This is a genomic window from bacterium SCSIO 12696 (assembly GCA_024397955.1).
Taxonomy (GTDB): Bacteria; Pseudomonadota; Gammaproteobacteria; order Pseudomonadales; family Porticoccaceae; genus SCSIO-12696.
Window position 1 is genome coordinate 2,158,515 of record CP073744.1, and the last position, 13,581, is coordinate 2,172,095.

A 13,581-nucleotide genomic window follows, 5' to 3' on the forward strand; every position below is an offset into this window, starting at 1 on the left:
GCAGCCTTCGGGTTGCCCTTTGTTTTTTTTGGATAGAAAATACTATTAGCGCCAGCGTTGAGAAATGTCTACTGACCGGTTTGACAGCGCGTCTCAGAGGTTATTACGATCAGTGACGCTGTAGCCATTTGCTTATTCAAAAAATAGTGCTTAGCTCCAGTCCATTCTATTTTTGGAAAGATAATAACTGTATAAGGAATGTAATATGTCTCGTTCAACAATAATCGTGATTGCTGTCATTGTCGGTGTCTTTGCTTATAAGCATTTCAATAAGGCGGATCGTGATGATGCAGGTAACATCGTTGCAGAGGGCTCTGTTGATGCTTTTTCAGTGAAGGTGGGTGACTGCTTTAATGAGCCTAAAGGTGCTGAGGTTGAAACAGTGGTTGGCGTGCCGTGCAATGAACCTCACGATAGCGAAGTGTTTTATCAGTTTGATATTGAATCTCAAGAGTTTCCAACGCAAACCGTAGAGCAAATAGCCAACGATGGTTGCCTGGAAAAGTTTGAAGCATTTGTCGGCAAAAATTACAACGATTCCCTGCTAGAACTTTATTATTTATACCCAACCCGAGAAAGCTGGGTGCGTATGAACGATCGAGCCGTCACTTGCGCTGTCTATCACTCCCAAAATAAAAAGCTAACCAGCAGCGCTCGAGGCATGGCTATTTAGTGATAAGCTGTTTTGTTCGGGCAACCTTTGGGTTGCCCTTTGTTATCTTGGTAAGTATCTAACTCAGAAGAATCGACAGCTTCCAGGTTTGTGTCAATGTGATTGAATATATTTTGAAGTTATTACTAAAAACGCAGGTTGACATTGATAGACCAAAGATCACCATCAGTTTCTGGATTTAAACTGTTTAACGTACCTACTCCAACTCCCTCCGTGTTTCCTGAAATAAAGCTGCGTGATTTTCTATTGGAGCGATCATAGGCCAGTGTGATGCTCGACATTTCATTAAAGAACCAACGTGTAAAAACACCGTAAGTGGAATTTTCAATACGATTTGTTATTTGTATTGGCGAGAAGGTAGCAGTATCGAATGGCGCTGTAGGGTTAAAAGCAACGTCGATACCAGAGAAGATAAGTGAGTCGTCGGGGATAACACTTGAAAAGGTTGCCAGTTTTATTTCTGCATCGGTATAGCCGACACCAAAACTCAGCCGGCGATTCGGGTATACGATCGCGGTGATGCCGTATGTGTCACTTGAATCAACATTGTTGCCATCGGCGGTCCCAAAAAAACCACTGACAGAGTAATTGAGCCCGGAAATAAACTCACCAAAATGCCGTACCCTGGCTATGTACTCTTCGTCAGCGAGGCTAAATAGATTGTCGTTGTCTATCCAATCCAGAGTAATTGTTGTATTTGTTGCCACGTAGTAGCCCACAGATAAGCTCTTTCGGTCTGCGCTGCCGAACCCGAACGGCAAATCCTGTTGGGAGAAGCTGGCACCGATAATCCAGCCATGTTCTTTGTTGATGTATAGACCTGATATGCCCAATGTATCGATATTTCTGGCGTCACTGTAATTCAGAGTAATGCTTGAAGCGCGATCCAAAAAAGCGGCTTCTGCCAAGGGCCCTCTTGATGTATCCACAGGGCTAAAGAAATAGCTGCCAGCTATACCCTTTGAGTCAGTTTCGACGGTTTGTGTTGTAAGCTCTATGGGGCCGAAACTAGAAAAAGGGAGTGGGGAAAAGCCCGAGTTGGGAACAAGCTGCTCTTCTCTGAGCTCGGAGTAAGACCCGGAAATTTCGTACTGAAATGTGTTGGCAAAAGATACGGAGCTGGCAGTTAGGCAAAGAGTACAGGTGAGAGCGCGCGATAGCGTCATAAGATATCCCTATCAGGTAGTTAAAGAGTTAAAGTGTCATGCAGTTAAAAATTGAAGCGATTTTAACAGCCTGAGCGATAAATTATTTACCCCGGCAACGGTACAGGAAATGTGTTCGCAATATTGTAATAACTGTGCTGTAGTTGCCGCGCTCTGCGGTAAGGCTTGGCAGAGTCTCTAGTTATCAATCAAACCGCTCCCGCCAATAAATCACACGATCGTGGCCACGATAAGAGCCAAAGCTGATAGTGGCTTCGGGCAGTCCGGTATCGTTGTTAAAGTTGCCATCCTGGTTCCAGTCGGAGCGCAGCCAGGGATAGTTAATCAGGTTGATGTTCACTGGGAAGTTGCCGGTATTGCCGGCCCCGGGAGGCGAAAATATTAGCCCGAAGGTGCCGCCGGTTGACTGTACATTAGGTGTGGCAAAAAAGAAGGTACCGTTGCTGTCGGTTCCGGCTCCGCCGATAAAATCAACGCCCTGAGGGCTGGTGCTGACGACGGCATTATTGAATCGAATTTGGTCTACAGCGATAACACTGCAGCTATCGGTCAGACTTGCAGTAAAGCGGTTGCCGTCCCAGTACTCAGTGCCAAAAGGCACGTTTAGCAGGGTGCTTTCCGGGCCGTGGGTGTCACTGACAAAGGCGCGGCCAAAACGTAAGTTCAGCGGTGAACCAATATCGCTACTGCCTGAAATATCCGCATCGTTGTCGTTTTCCGCCAGGCTTAGTTGTACTGCGCTGAAGGGTCCATCGGGCGCTGAGGAGGCCTGCCGATTAATTGCTGCAGCAGGCGTATTTAGTGTGTACACACCGTTAACCCATTCGGTGCTATCAATCACCAGGCGGTTGCTTAAATTAGCTGCTCCCTGCTGTGCATTGTGGCTAATAGTGGCAACTGGGTAATTGGCTGTCGCAGTAACGCCGTCACTGTCTGCTGCGTAGTTGCTGGTGGTTGCACCGGAGATGTTACGCGCTTCCAAGTTATAGCTGACGGAGATATTGGGTTGGCCCAGGTAGGTAAAGCTGCCACAGCCGTTGTTGGTGTTGTCAGACGTTAACGCAAAGTCGGCTGGAAAGAAGCGCCCCACATTTCCGGAGGGTTGTGGGTTGTTGGCAGGGCCTGCTCCCAAGTAACTGTTATCCGCCACATCTGCCAGCAGAGTGATGGTGCCGACGTTATCCCAGCTTAATCCTGAGACTGTAAAGGTGCCATTGCCGCCGCTGGCAGTTCCGCCCGACAAGTTGCCAATGTCGCCTCCAACAGGCATCACCAGTGAGCCGATGTTCACAGCAACGCTTTCCGGTAAAGCTTCATTGCCATAGTTAGGGGCAATATCGTTGGTGCCAGTACGAGCAGTGACGGTAGCGGCAAAGGTGGCTCCAGCGGCGATAAAGCCACTGCCTGATGTGGTGGTGCCGGGATTAGCGCTGACAGTGATGTCGAAGTGGTGGGGGCGCACCACAAAACTGTTACTGTCACCGGCAATAGGTGTTGCACCAGTGTTGTTGCGGGCCTGCAGTTGCAAACGGCCAACATCGTTGTAATTAAAATTGGGAATATCAGCGATGGAATTGCCGTCAAAATTCAGGGTTACCGCTGCACTACTGGCAATGGACTGACCGCCGATGGTGGCTGAAACGCCCGCGCCTGCAGTGGGGTTTATGTAGCTGGAACTGAATTCAACACTAAGGCTTTGATTGGGATTTAACGGAACGCAACTACCATCTGGGCCAGTATTCACCGCCCGCAGTCGCAAACTGTTGTCGCTAACCCCAGCCACTTGATTGGGGATGCCTGCAGCAAAGTTGCCGGTACCAAATTCAAAGCCTGACAAGGCTACGGTAACCGCTGCATTCTCAAGGCTGTTAATACTGCCGTCGCTGGCGGTGATGGTGATCGACTCGGTTGCCCCAATGAGTTGGCTGTAAAGCAACGTGGCATTAACACTGCTTGCCCCAGAGGCAAACGCTACCGATGCCGTGCCGTCGCCATTATCTGTAACCCCAGCGCCCGACCAGGTACCGCGGTTGGTGCCGGTATCCAGTGTTACGGTTGCCCCCTGGCCATCCACCGGGGTATCACCAATATCGTGAGCCTCTACCGTGACAGTAAATGGCGAGCAGGCAATGGTATTCCCCGGTGCGGCTACGTTGTAATGGTCAGGGCCTGACGGGCCGCTGAAGTCTGCTTCAAACGCGCGGGAAAAAACAAACACACTGGCCCGCTCGGTGGTGTGCGCTCGTTCGCTATCGGACGAGGTATCTTCATCCACTGCCAGTCCAACCCGGTTACTTTGTTGGTCGCAGCGACGTACCCAGCCACCGTCCCCACCATCTCGGGTGTTTTGACTGGCCGTCACCAGTGGGGAGCTGTAAGTCTCCGCAAATGGCACCGAGAAACAACCGTTGTCCCAGCCTCTAATGCTGTCGTTGCTGAGCAGCATTTCAAAATCTACGGTGTTGTTGTCTGTGGCGGTGAGCTGGCCGTTGGTGCCATTGCTGACAGCAAAATAGGCGATGCGCTCGTTGGTGTTGACGGTTCCCGTGCGTGTTTCTGCACGATCCAGAGCCCACTGCATACTGTTGCTGTTGAGGTTGCGCATGGCGACGGTCATCCACGGTGACGACACCAGATTTGGCTCAAGCCCAGGCTCGTTATTATTACTTTGAATTTGGGTGATCACCGCCGGCGCAGAGCTAAAAGAAGAACTAAAGTTTTGGCTGGCAAAGCTATCTCCCGTGCCATCATTGCGGCCCACTCGTGCCGACACATCCCGCTGTACCACCTCAAAAGTATCGCCGCTGGTGGTGGTGTGGGTTCCCGGCACAACCGCCACGTAATCCACGGTCATTTGTGTGGCGGGTGGGTTGGAGCCGTCCGGCGAAAATCCGGCAATTTCAAAGCCATTAATGCTGGCATTGCGCACTCGCACGTTGGTTGGTTCACCGCTGGCGTCGGTGGGCAGAGTGAAGATAACGGGAACATCGTTAAATGCATTGGGAAAGTTAACCTGCGTCCACTGGGTGGTGCTGGATACGGCTGCGGGAACTGTTACTGAACCGCCTTCAAGTCCACGGCCGTTGCGCTGGCCAAAAAAATTGCTGTCAAACGCCAGCACGCCAGCGGATTCATCGGCACCGTGGGAACGGTTGCTACCATCACTTTCGTCTTCGTCCATCACCAGGCCAACGCTGTTAGCACTGATGGCGCAACGCCGTATCCAGCCAAAATCCCCACCGTTGGCGGTATTTTTACTGGCAACAACTCTGGGAGCATTGGCAAAGCTGGTAACAAAACTATTGGAAAAACAGCCTGCATCATCCACACCTTCAATGTTGGTTGGTGTCAGCAGTGCCTGTATTTGTGCCCCGCCCAATGTAAAACTGTCACCGGATTCCATGGCGATATAGCCGATGGTCTCGTTGGTGACTGTGCCGGTATTGGTTTTTGAGCGGTCAAGGGCAATTTGCATATCGTCATCGGTGACGTTGCGAATGGCGACGTCCAACCAGGGCTCACCGAGAATCCCTGCATCCAGCCCAGGCTGACTGTTGATGGTTTGTACCTGGCCAACCACTGCGGGAGAGTTGTTAAAAGCGGAGCTAGGGAAGGTAACAAATGACCAAGCTTGGCCAACTCGAGACCCCACCTGCCCAGCAGTGGTTAATGTGCCTACCACCATTCGTTGGCCGCCGGGAAAAGTGTAAGTGCCTAGTTCAGCAACAAAGTAGTCTACGACAGTGGCAGTGGTCGCCCCATCGGCGCCTTGCGGTTCTACAATACCCACCTCAAATCCGGTGGTGGTGACATTTCGGATACGGGCGGTGGCAGGGTCCGGATTCTCAGTGGTGGCGGTTACGATAACAACCGGCGTTGTCGAGTAGGTTTGTTGGAAATTTACCTGTAGCCAGGCAATGGGTGTACTGGGCGGAGCCAACTGGTTAATCGTCACCCGATCGACTTTCATATCGATGGCTAAAGCCATCGTGCAGCAGAGGCCCGCGAGTACGGTGAGCAATAACCTGGTGATGCTTTTGGGCGATAGCTTGGCGAAGGTTTGTTTGTTTACTCTGACTGTCATCATTCAAAAAATGCCGATACTTCTACAGTGCGGGTGGCTCTCACCTCGCCGCTGCCGCAGTTGCCCACGCTGGTAATAGTGTAAAAACTGGCTGTGCCGCTGGTGTTGCGACCACAGCTAACGGCCGCGCTGCAATTGGAAAGCCCTGCAGCGCTGAATGATGGGGCTAAATTCATGGTGTCGCAGCGATTGTTAATGGCCGCCTGGCTGAGTGGGTTGGCGCTGTCGTAGTACAGATTACTCATGCCCAGCTGGGCACCACTTTCGGCGCTGTAAAACGCTTGCAGGGTAATGGCCTCCTGTGCCACGGAAATGCCAGTTTGCCCACTGGTGCGCATCAGCGTTGCGGCCATAACCGCCATTGCTACCAGAATAAATGCCGCCAGCGGCATCAGGTAGCCTTGCTGTCGTCCAATCTCGCATCTCCCGCTTATCGTATTAAGGCACATTGCGAATGGTCACTTGTTGTTGAAGGTTGACGGTTTCGCCCCCTTCGGTGAAATCCAGGTCAATATCCACGATGGTGCTGCGGGACTCTGTGCCTGCCTGTAAGGCAAAACCGCCTGCTACCTGTTGTGCCATCAAGTTGCCGGTTCCTGAAGGCGTCCATCCCAACGTGTTGCCCTGCAAAAAGTGCAGCTCATTGCCAACCACACAAAACGCCTGGGGATCGTCTGCCAGAAAAAAACGTCTCTCAATCGAGTTTCGAATCCAAACTTGATCGGATGACAGTGCAATGCCGCTCTGACTGCTGCCTTGCGTTAGTGGGCTGGACAGGGAGGCACTGGCCCCGCCGCTGTAAATATCGTTGTCGTTAAGAGCGCCGATGATCGCGTAACGAGCGGTGCCAAAATCCACTTGGTAAGGGGCGCTGCCAATGGCGCTGCTGGCGGCAGCGCCATTGGCATTGTCGGGTATGGGGTTTTGGTAAAAGCCGCCACTGGCCATAGGCAGGAATTTAATGCAGGTGTTGGCAGCAAACAGCTGAATGCTGTTGGGTACTGCGCCGCGCAGTTGCCGGGTCATACGCTCCATGGCCTGGCGACTTTTGTTTACCAGTTTGGCGCGGCTTTGTACCTGCTGGTAACTCTCGGTGCTGGACACCACAAAGTTGCTGCCGATGGTGGCGATAATGGCCAGTAAGACGATTACGGTGATCAGTTCGATCAGTGTAAAGCCGGATTGCTGGGCTACGGGAGTGGTGTGGGTGCTCGCCATTAAAAATTCACCCGGTAGCTGGATAGAGTAAGGGTATCGCCGGTGGACGCAGTAACAGTGACGGTAATGCGTTTGGCGTTGCCGTTGGCAATACCCAGCTCGGTGCCGGCCAAGTTCACAGTGACGGCGCTGTTGTAGCCGGAAACAGTAGTGCTGTAATTGTGGAAGTCGTCCACGTCGTCCAGGCTTGCGGCGTTGGTCAGGTTCTCGCCAGTGTCCAGACCAAAACTGCAGGGTTGGGCGCCGGTTTCGGCACTGCCGCAGGCGGGCACGCCGCCGGTGGGCGTGTTTTCGTCGTATTTGCGTGCGGCGACTTCGTCTAATTGAGACTGTGCAATTTCCAGCATTTTGACTCGCACCAGCGGGTCTACGCTGTTGATCAGAGATTGGTTATACACCGCGATCAGCGCCCCCAGCCCGATGGAGATAACCACCAGAAACACCACCATTTCCACTAGAGTAAAACCGGTTTCGGAGTTGAACGTTGAGCATCTAATGTGCATACCCAGTGGCCTCCACAGTAATGGTGGCACTGGTTCCTGAACCATCGCTCAGGGTGAAGCTGGTGGCGTTGGTGCGCCCTAGTTTATCGAAGACCAGAGTGGCGTTGGGGGTGATGGTAATGCCGCTGGGCAGCGATAGTGGATAGTTGGCGGAGTCTAGCGTAACGCCGTCTTCTTCCACAGTAACGCTGTTGCCATTGGCAATAAATTCAATGGTGGCGCTGTTGCCTCGTGCAATAGCTACTTGTTGAGCATAAAACAAACCCGCGACAATATTGTCGCGGGCCGTAAGTACATTAAAAGAAGAAGTATTTGCAAAGCGGCTTGCCACAACTGCAGAAACCACTCCAAGTATGGCTAGGACAGTAATTAGTTCAACGAGGGAAAAACCACGATCTCGACCCATTTGCCACAAAATACCATCTTTAAAAATTATGGATTGGTTACATTATGTGCACGGAAAGTAGCAGATCGAGCTGCATCATTTGCATCTGAAACCGTACAGTCAATAGAGTTTCCTTGTGGACCTGGGATTGCAGCGGCTGTGATTGTGAATTGAGCATCAAGGCCACCATCTAGTAATGCTGCTACGCCAGTACAGTTAGTTACTGCAGTAGGTGCTGTCGCTCCTGCAATACCTGCATCAGCAACTAGGTTTGCTGCGTTATTCAGAGAAGATGCCCCGGCTAGTGCAGCAGCTGCCCCTTCAACAGCGGCCTGCCTTGCAGAGTCTTGCAAATTTACAAATCTTGGTACAGCAACCGCTGCCAAAATCCCCAAAATAACAATAACGGCGATCAGTTCGATCAGGGTAAAACCCGCTTGACGGTTCATAGTGTGTCTCCGATTTGGATCTCTGTTTTATAAAATTATTGTGATAAAACCCTATGCGGTCTGAGCAGGGTTTTATCGATTTTTGCTGTTAAAAGCAAATGTAACTCCTTGATTTGTGAAGTTGTTTGTTCCGTAAACAACCACTGTTCAAAACTCGGTGGCTCAGGGCTGAGTTTCGCCCCAAAGCCTATATCGGCTAGTTTTGCTGAATACTGAACATATCCCACATGGGCAGGAAGATTCCCAGCGCCAGAATCAGAACAAAGGCCGCCATAATGACGATAATGATGGGTTCTAATCGGTCGCTGAGGTTTTTCAGGTCGTATTCCACTTCTCGTTCGTAATACTCCGCCACTTCTGCAAGCAGCGTGTCCACCTGGCCACTGGCCTCGCCCACAGAAATCATTTGCAGCACCAGTGGGGTAAACATGCCGCTGGCCATATGGGTGCGATAGAGGTTGTCACCGCGCTCGATGCTGGAGCGAATATCACGCACTTTGGCGGCCAGATACGGGTTGTCCAACGCTCTTGCGGACAGCTCAAGGGCTTTGGGCAGTGGCACCCCAGAGCGCAGCATCATGGCAAAGGTGCGCGCATAACGAGCCAGGGTGGCGCGGTTAACGATATCGCCCACTACCGGTAGTTTGAGCTTGCGCTGACCCCAGTTAAGGGCTCCCTTTTCGGTGTTCAAATAATGGCGTACCCAGAAAAAGCCGCCCACGGCAGCCACCAAAAGGTAGGGCCAGAAGGTGACAAAAAAATCGGAAATCCCAATAAGGATTTGGGTAGGTAGGGGTAACTCGGCCCCAAACTTGTTGAACATATCGGCGAACTTGGGAATCACCATGGTGTTCACCACCGCCATGGCAATGGCGATTGCCAACAGTACAAATGACGGGTAACGCAGGGCAGTTTTAACACCGCGGGCGGTTTCCTGATCCCGTTCCAGGTATTCACTCAGCTGCAAAAAAGCTTCGTCCACTCGGCCGGAGTCTTCGCCGACTCGTACCAGGTTGATAATGAGGTCACTGAACACTTTGGGGTGCTGGCTCATGGCCGCCGATAATTCGGTGCCAGTTTCCAGCCGTTCGACAATATCGTGTAGAGCATCTTGCAGCAGGCGATTGTGTACCGTGTCCGCCAGTCCGCGAATGCTGACAATCAGGGGGATGCCCGCTTTGGTGATGGTGTACATCTGGCGGGCGAACATGATCAGGTCTTCGGTGCTGACTTTTTCGTTGCGCAGCCAGGCGGGCAATTTGATTTCTTTGGACGCCAGGTTACTGGCGGCCATATCGATGGCGGTGGGGGTGATGCCACGACGGCTCAGCTGGCTTGCGATGGCATCGGCACTGGCGCCCTGTAGTTCACCGGTAACGCTGACACCATTGCGGTCTCGGCCTTTGTACTTGAACGTACCGCTCATTGCTCGTCATCCTCGCCGGTGTCATCCACCTCCGCCGATACTCGCATCACTTCGCTGAGGGTGGTGATGCCTTCGGCGGCGTAACCCAGAGCACTGACGTTCAGTGGTCGGAATGAACGGTGGTCGTGCACCGCCTGGTTAAAGGCGCGGATGTCGTTTTCCCGCAGGGCATCGGCCATGTCCCGGTCGATTTCCAGTAATTCGAATACCCCAATACGCCCCCGGTAGCCGGTGTTAAAGCAATGAACACAGCCCCGGCCTTTGCGCAGGTTCAGGTTTTCCAATTCCCGCTGGCGAGACAGGCTTTTGATCAGCTGCAGCTCGTTGGCATCCGGCTCATAGGGTTCGGCGCAGTGCTCGCATACCTTGCGTACCAGCCGCTGTGCCAGTACGCCCTTAAGTGCTGCCGATACGAGGTATGGGTCTACCCCCATATCGGTGAGGCGCAGGGCGGAGGTGATGGCGTCGTTGGTGTGCAGGGTGGACAGTACCAGGTGGCCAGTCATGGCCGCGCGCAGGGCGATTTCGGCGGATTCCCGGTCGCGAATCTCGCCGACTAACAGTACGTCCGGGTCTTGCCGCAAGGTGGCTTTCAATACCTTGGCAAAGCTGAGGTCGATCTTGTGGTTGATCTGTACCTGGCTGATGCGTGGCAGGCGGTACTCCACCGGGTCTTCCACGGTGATGATCTTGCGGTCCGGGGTATTGAGTTCGGTCAGGCCGCCGTACAAGGTGGTGGTTTTACCGCTGCCGGTGGGGCCGGTAACCAGCACCAGGCCGTTGGGGCGATGAAGCAAGTGGCGTACCCGGTCAATCATACGTTGCGGCATGCCGACTTTTTCCAATCCCAGGATGCCCTGGCTGTGGTCCAGCAAACGCATCACCACAGATTCGCCCCACTGCACCGGCATAGTGGACAGGCGCACGTCGATGCTGCGACCACTCACCTTGAGGTTAAAGCGGCCATCCTGGGGCAGGCGTTTTTCGGAGATATCCAGTTCCGACATGAGCTTGAGGCGCACCACCAAGGCGCCGGCGATGCTCTTCTCGTTCATCACCTGCTCGCTGAGTACGCCGTCGATACGCTGGCGAATACGCAGCACGGTTTCGTCTGGTTCGATATGGATATCCGAAGCTTTGGTACGCAAGGCATCCTCGAAGATTTTTTGCAGCATCTTCACCACCGGTGCGTCACTGTCGGTGACGTCGGTGGCGATATCCGCCAGGTCGACGGCGGATTCTTCCAACTCTTCGTGCAGCTGTTCGGCCAGGTGGGCGATTTCTTCTTGCTGGCAGTAGGCCACATCGACAATATCGAGTAGCTGCGACTCTCGCACTACGGCAGGCTCCAGGTGCCTGTTCAACACTTTAGCGAGATCGTCGAGGCAAAAAATATCCGTGGGGTCGGCCATGCCCAACAACAGGCTGTCGCCGCGATCTTCCAATACCACCACCCGGTGGCGTCGCGCCTGTGCCTCTGGCAGCAGGTTGACCACCGCGTTTTCGAAGGGGTAGTTGGCCAGGTCGATAAAAGGAATGTTGAGTTGCTGGGAGAGAATGCCCAGCAGTTCGTTTTCCTGCACCAAACCCAACTCAATCAGCTGTTTGCCCAGTTTGAGGCCACTGTTTTTTTGTGCCTGCAGGGCATCCATCAGCTGAGGTTCAGTAATCAGCTGTTTTTCCACCAGCAGGTCGCCGAGGCGCAGACGTTGTGGTTTGGCTGAGGGTTGGGCCATGGGTTGTCCTTTTACTGCTCTAAGGTTCTTAACCTGGGTTTTTTAATTGTTGAATGCGCTGCTCCACATAAGCGGCCACATCCGGGTTGCTGTTCAACTGCCGGGTTGTTTGGAACGCCCCCAGGGCGTTGCGATCCTGCATGGCGTCCAGCGCCACTGCCAGGCCAAGCCAGTAAATAGCGTTGTCTTGCTCAAAGCCCACCAACTCGCTATACAGTTCCGCCGCCTGCTGGTGCTGGCCCTGCTTGTGATAAATACCCGCCAGCAGAGCGTAGTGCTCAGGGTGCTGGCCCATGTCTGGCTGGATGCTCTGTAGTTGCAGCGCTGCGGCTGCCAGGTCTCCTCGGCTCAGTAGTGCTCTTGCTTGTGCCTGTACGGCCTGGCGTTGTTCAGTGGCGGCGCTGGTGGCGACTTGTGTTTGTACAGGGCTTTGTGATTCTGGGTTTTGTCGTTCAGTGCTTTGCTGTTCTGAATTTTGTGGCTCTGGTGCGGTTTCCGCAGTGGCTGTGGTAACTTGTGGCCGTGTCTCGATTGGCGCCTGTTGTGGTGGCTGCTCTGAAGCGCTTACCTCAACCACTGCTTGCGTTGGTGCATCTAAAGTGGTTTTGTCTGGCTCGATAATCTCGGCCACTTTTGCTGTTTCTACCGGTTTGGCAACTGTCTGCTTTGTGGCTTGTGAAGCGTCAATAGAGGCGGGCGCAATCGTTTCGATAACGGCTGGTTGTGGTATTGCTGACTCTGTAGTTGTAGCTTCAGGTTCAACTTGAGTTGCGGCCTGAAGTGAAGCTGTTGGTACTTTAGCCTCTGGTGCCTGCCACCAGTTGTTGTGCCAGGAGAGCAGAACTGCCGCGCAGGTAAACAGGCTGAGGCCGATGGTCAATGACAGTTTGCTGCCATGGGGTGAGGGCTCTTTGTGAGCTTCCAGCGCTGCCGAAATACCTGGTGGCTGTCCAGTGGTGTCCTGGCGCTCTTCCAAGTCGCGGAGCATATTGTTGACCAGGCTCATATCACGCCCCCCTGGGCATAAACCAATGTGCCCGCCAGGGACATGGCACCCAGCAATGGCCACAGCAGATGCCAGCGCAGTGCCAGCAGTTTGCCAGTGCGTTTGCTTTCCGGTGTGTCCTGGATAGCGCGGGCGATGTGATAGCTGGTTACCCGGCGATTGCCGCGCCCGTAACAGGCAATCAATGCTTTGTGGGCGAGTACGTTGATAAGCCTTGGTACGCCACCAGAGGCTCGGTACAACAGAGATAATGCCGCGGTGCTAAACAGTCTGGCATCCGGGTAACCTGCAGAGGCCAGTCGGTGGTTGATGTAGTAACCCACGCCTTTTTTATCGAATGGCGTCAGGTATTCTGAAAACATAATACGTTGCTTGAGTTGGCGCAGGTCTTTGCGGCCGAGCAGGGTGTCCAGTTCCGGCTGCCCAAACAAAACCACTTGCAACAGCTTGCGCTTTTCCGTTTCCAGATTGCTGAGCAGGCGCAGTGCTTCGATGGTGTCTCTGGGCATGGCCTGGGCTTCGTCGATCATCATCACCACTTGTTTGCCATCCGCAGCCAAGTCGATCAGGCGGCGGGTGATACGTGACAACACCTGAGGCCCTGGCATGTCGGAGCTGACGTCGGCGCCGATCTCTTCCGCCAGCAGGTAACGCAGTTCCTCCGGCGACAGGTAAGGGTTGGGAATATAGGCAGCTTTGTAGCGCTTGCTGCTCAAGCTGGTCATCAACTTGCGGCACAGCAGGGTTTTCCCGGTGCCTACTTCCCCCACCACTTTAATAAAGCCTTCTCGCTGTTGCAGCGCGACAACCAATGTATTGAGTACGCTGCGATGGCTCTGCCGATTAAAAAAGAACTGGGTGTCCGGGGTCAGCGAGAACGGCTTTTCACGCAGTTGGAAGTAGCGTTCATACATGAGTGGATCCCCTGCTCCAGA

General features: G+C 53.3%; 12 protein-coding genes. 1 reads left to right on the forward strand and 11 read right to left on the reverse strand.

The genetic code is table 11. The features are described from left to right. The first annotated feature begins 205 nt into the window (after positions 1-205). On the forward strand, positions 206-673 hold the full coding sequence (locus tag KFE80_10005; GenBank protein UTW44725.1) for a septum formation family protein: 468 nt from the start codon (positions 206-208) through the stop codon (positions 671-673). A gap of 125 nt (positions 674-798) precedes the next feature. Here KFE80_10005 and KFE80_10010 read toward each other — a convergent pair whose 3' ends face one another. The 11 genes from KFE80_10010 to KFE80_10060 all read right to left on the reverse strand — a co-directional run bounded on the left by KFE80_10010 (position 799) and on the right by KFE80_10060 (position 13,560). Then, the gene (locus KFE80_10010) at positions 799-1,839 is read right to left on the reverse strand and encodes a putative porin (GenBank protein ID UTW44726.1); all 1,041 of its coding nucleotides are present in this window, start codon (positions 1,837-1,839) and stop codon (positions 799-801) included. 184 nt (positions 1,840-2,023) lie between these two features. Further along, a complete protein-coding gene (locus tag KFE80_10015) occupies positions 2,024-5,926 on the reverse strand; it encodes a hypothetical protein (protein UTW44727.1) in 3,903 nt (1,300 codons plus the stop codon). Further along, positions 5,923-6,339, reverse strand: a complete 417-nt coding sequence (locus KFE80_10020) for an MSHA biogenesis protein MshP (GenBank protein ID UTW46691.1) — start codon at positions 6,337-6,339, stop codon at positions 5,923-5,925. Before KFE80_10020 ends, KFE80_10015 begins: the two co-directional genes overlap by 4 nt. A gap of 22 nt (positions 6,340-6,361) precedes the next feature. Continuing rightward, on the reverse strand, positions 6,362-7,141 hold the full coding sequence (locus KFE80_10025; GenBank protein UTW44728.1) for a prepilin-type N-terminal cleavage/methylation domain-containing protein: 780 nt from the start codon (positions 7,139-7,141) through the stop codon (positions 6,362-6,364). After that, positions 7,141-7,644 carry a prepilin-type N-terminal cleavage/methylation domain-containing protein gene (locus KFE80_10030; GenBank protein UTW44729.1) on the reverse strand — a complete coding sequence of 168 codons (504 nt, stop codon included), beginning with the start codon at positions 7,642-7,644 and terminating at the stop codon, positions 7,141-7,143. Before KFE80_10030 ends, KFE80_10025 begins: the two co-directional genes overlap by 1 nt. Further along, positions 7,634-8,050 carry a type II secretion system protein gene (locus KFE80_10035; GenBank protein UTW44730.1) on the reverse strand — a complete coding sequence of 139 codons (417 nt, stop codon included), beginning with the start codon at positions 8,048-8,050 and terminating at the stop codon, positions 7,634-7,636. The genes KFE80_10030 and KFE80_10035 overlap by 11 nt, the downstream gene beginning before the upstream one ends. 26 nt (positions 8,051-8,076) lie before the next feature. After that, on the reverse strand, positions 8,077-8,478 hold the full coding sequence (locus KFE80_10040; GenBank protein UTW44731.1) for a type II secretion system protein: 402 nt from the start codon (positions 8,476-8,478) through the stop codon (positions 8,077-8,079). A gap of 196 nt (positions 8,479-8,674) precedes the next feature. Continuing rightward, the gene (locus KFE80_10045; protein UTW44732.1) at positions 8,675-9,904 is read right to left on the reverse strand and encodes a type II secretion system F family protein; all 1,230 of its coding nucleotides are present in this window, start codon (positions 9,902-9,904) and stop codon (positions 8,675-8,677) included. After that, positions 9,901-11,640 carry a type II/IV secretion system protein gene (locus KFE80_10050; GenBank protein UTW44733.1) on the reverse strand — a complete coding sequence of 580 codons (1,740 nt, stop codon included), beginning with the start codon at positions 11,638-11,640 and terminating at the stop codon, positions 9,901-9,903. The genes KFE80_10045 and KFE80_10050 overlap by 4 nt, the downstream gene beginning before the upstream one ends. Positions 11,641-11,668: 28 nt before the next feature. Continuing rightward, positions 11,669-12,646, reverse strand: coding sequence for a hypothetical protein (locus KFE80_10055; protein ID UTW44734.1), 978 nt, complete (start codon positions 12,644-12,646; stop codon positions 11,669-11,671). Continuing rightward, complete coding sequence (locus KFE80_10060) at positions 12,643-13,560, reverse strand: AAA family ATPase (GenBank protein ID UTW44735.1); 918 nt, start codon at positions 13,558-13,560, stop codon at positions 12,643-12,645. Before KFE80_10060 ends, KFE80_10055 begins: the two co-directional genes overlap by 4 nt. Positions 13,561-13,581: the final 21 nt, after the last annotated feature.

Excerpts from the sequence above, each read along its gene's own strand:
- KFE80_10005 (UTW44725.1), top strand. The coding sequence starts at position 206 with ATGTCTCGTTCAACAATAATCGTGATTGCTGTCATTGTCGGTGTCTTT.
- KFE80_10010 (UTW44726.1), bottom strand. The coding sequence starts at position 1,839 with ATGACGCTATCGCGCGCTCTCACCTGTACTCTTTGCCTAACTGCCAGC.
- KFE80_10015 (UTW44727.1), bottom strand. The coding sequence starts at position 5,926 with ATGATGACAGTCAGAGTAAACAAACAAACCTTCGCCAAGCTATCGCCC.
- KFE80_10025 (UTW44728.1), bottom strand. The coding sequence starts at position 7,141 with ATGGCGAGCACCCACACCACTCCCGTAGCCCAGCAATCCGGCTTTACA.
- KFE80_10030 (UTW44729.1), bottom strand. The coding sequence starts at position 7,644 with ATGCACATTAGATGCTCAACGTTCAACTCCGAAACCGGTTTTACTCTA.
- KFE80_10035 (UTW44730.1), bottom strand. The coding sequence starts at position 8,050 with ATGGGTCGAGATCGTGGTTTTTCCCTCGTTGAACTAATTACTGTCCTA.
- KFE80_10040 (UTW44731.1), bottom strand. The coding sequence starts at position 8,478 with ATGAACCGTCAAGCGGGTTTTACCCTGATCGAACTGATCGCCGTTATT.
- KFE80_10045 (UTW44732.1), bottom strand. The coding sequence starts at position 9,904 with ATGAGCGGTACGTTCAAGTACAAAGGCCGAGACCGCAATGGTGTCAGC.
- KFE80_10050 (UTW44733.1), bottom strand. The coding sequence starts at position 11,640 with ATGGCCCAACCCTCAGCCAAACCACAACGTCTGCGCCTCGGCGACCTG.
- KFE80_10055 (UTW44734.1), bottom strand. The coding sequence starts at position 12,646 with ATGAGCCTGGTCAACAATATGCTCCGCGACTTGGAAGAGCGCCAGGAC.
- KFE80_10060 (UTW44735.1), bottom strand. The coding sequence starts at position 13,560 with ATGTATGAACGCTACTTCCAACTGCGTGAAAAGCCGTTCTCGCTGACC.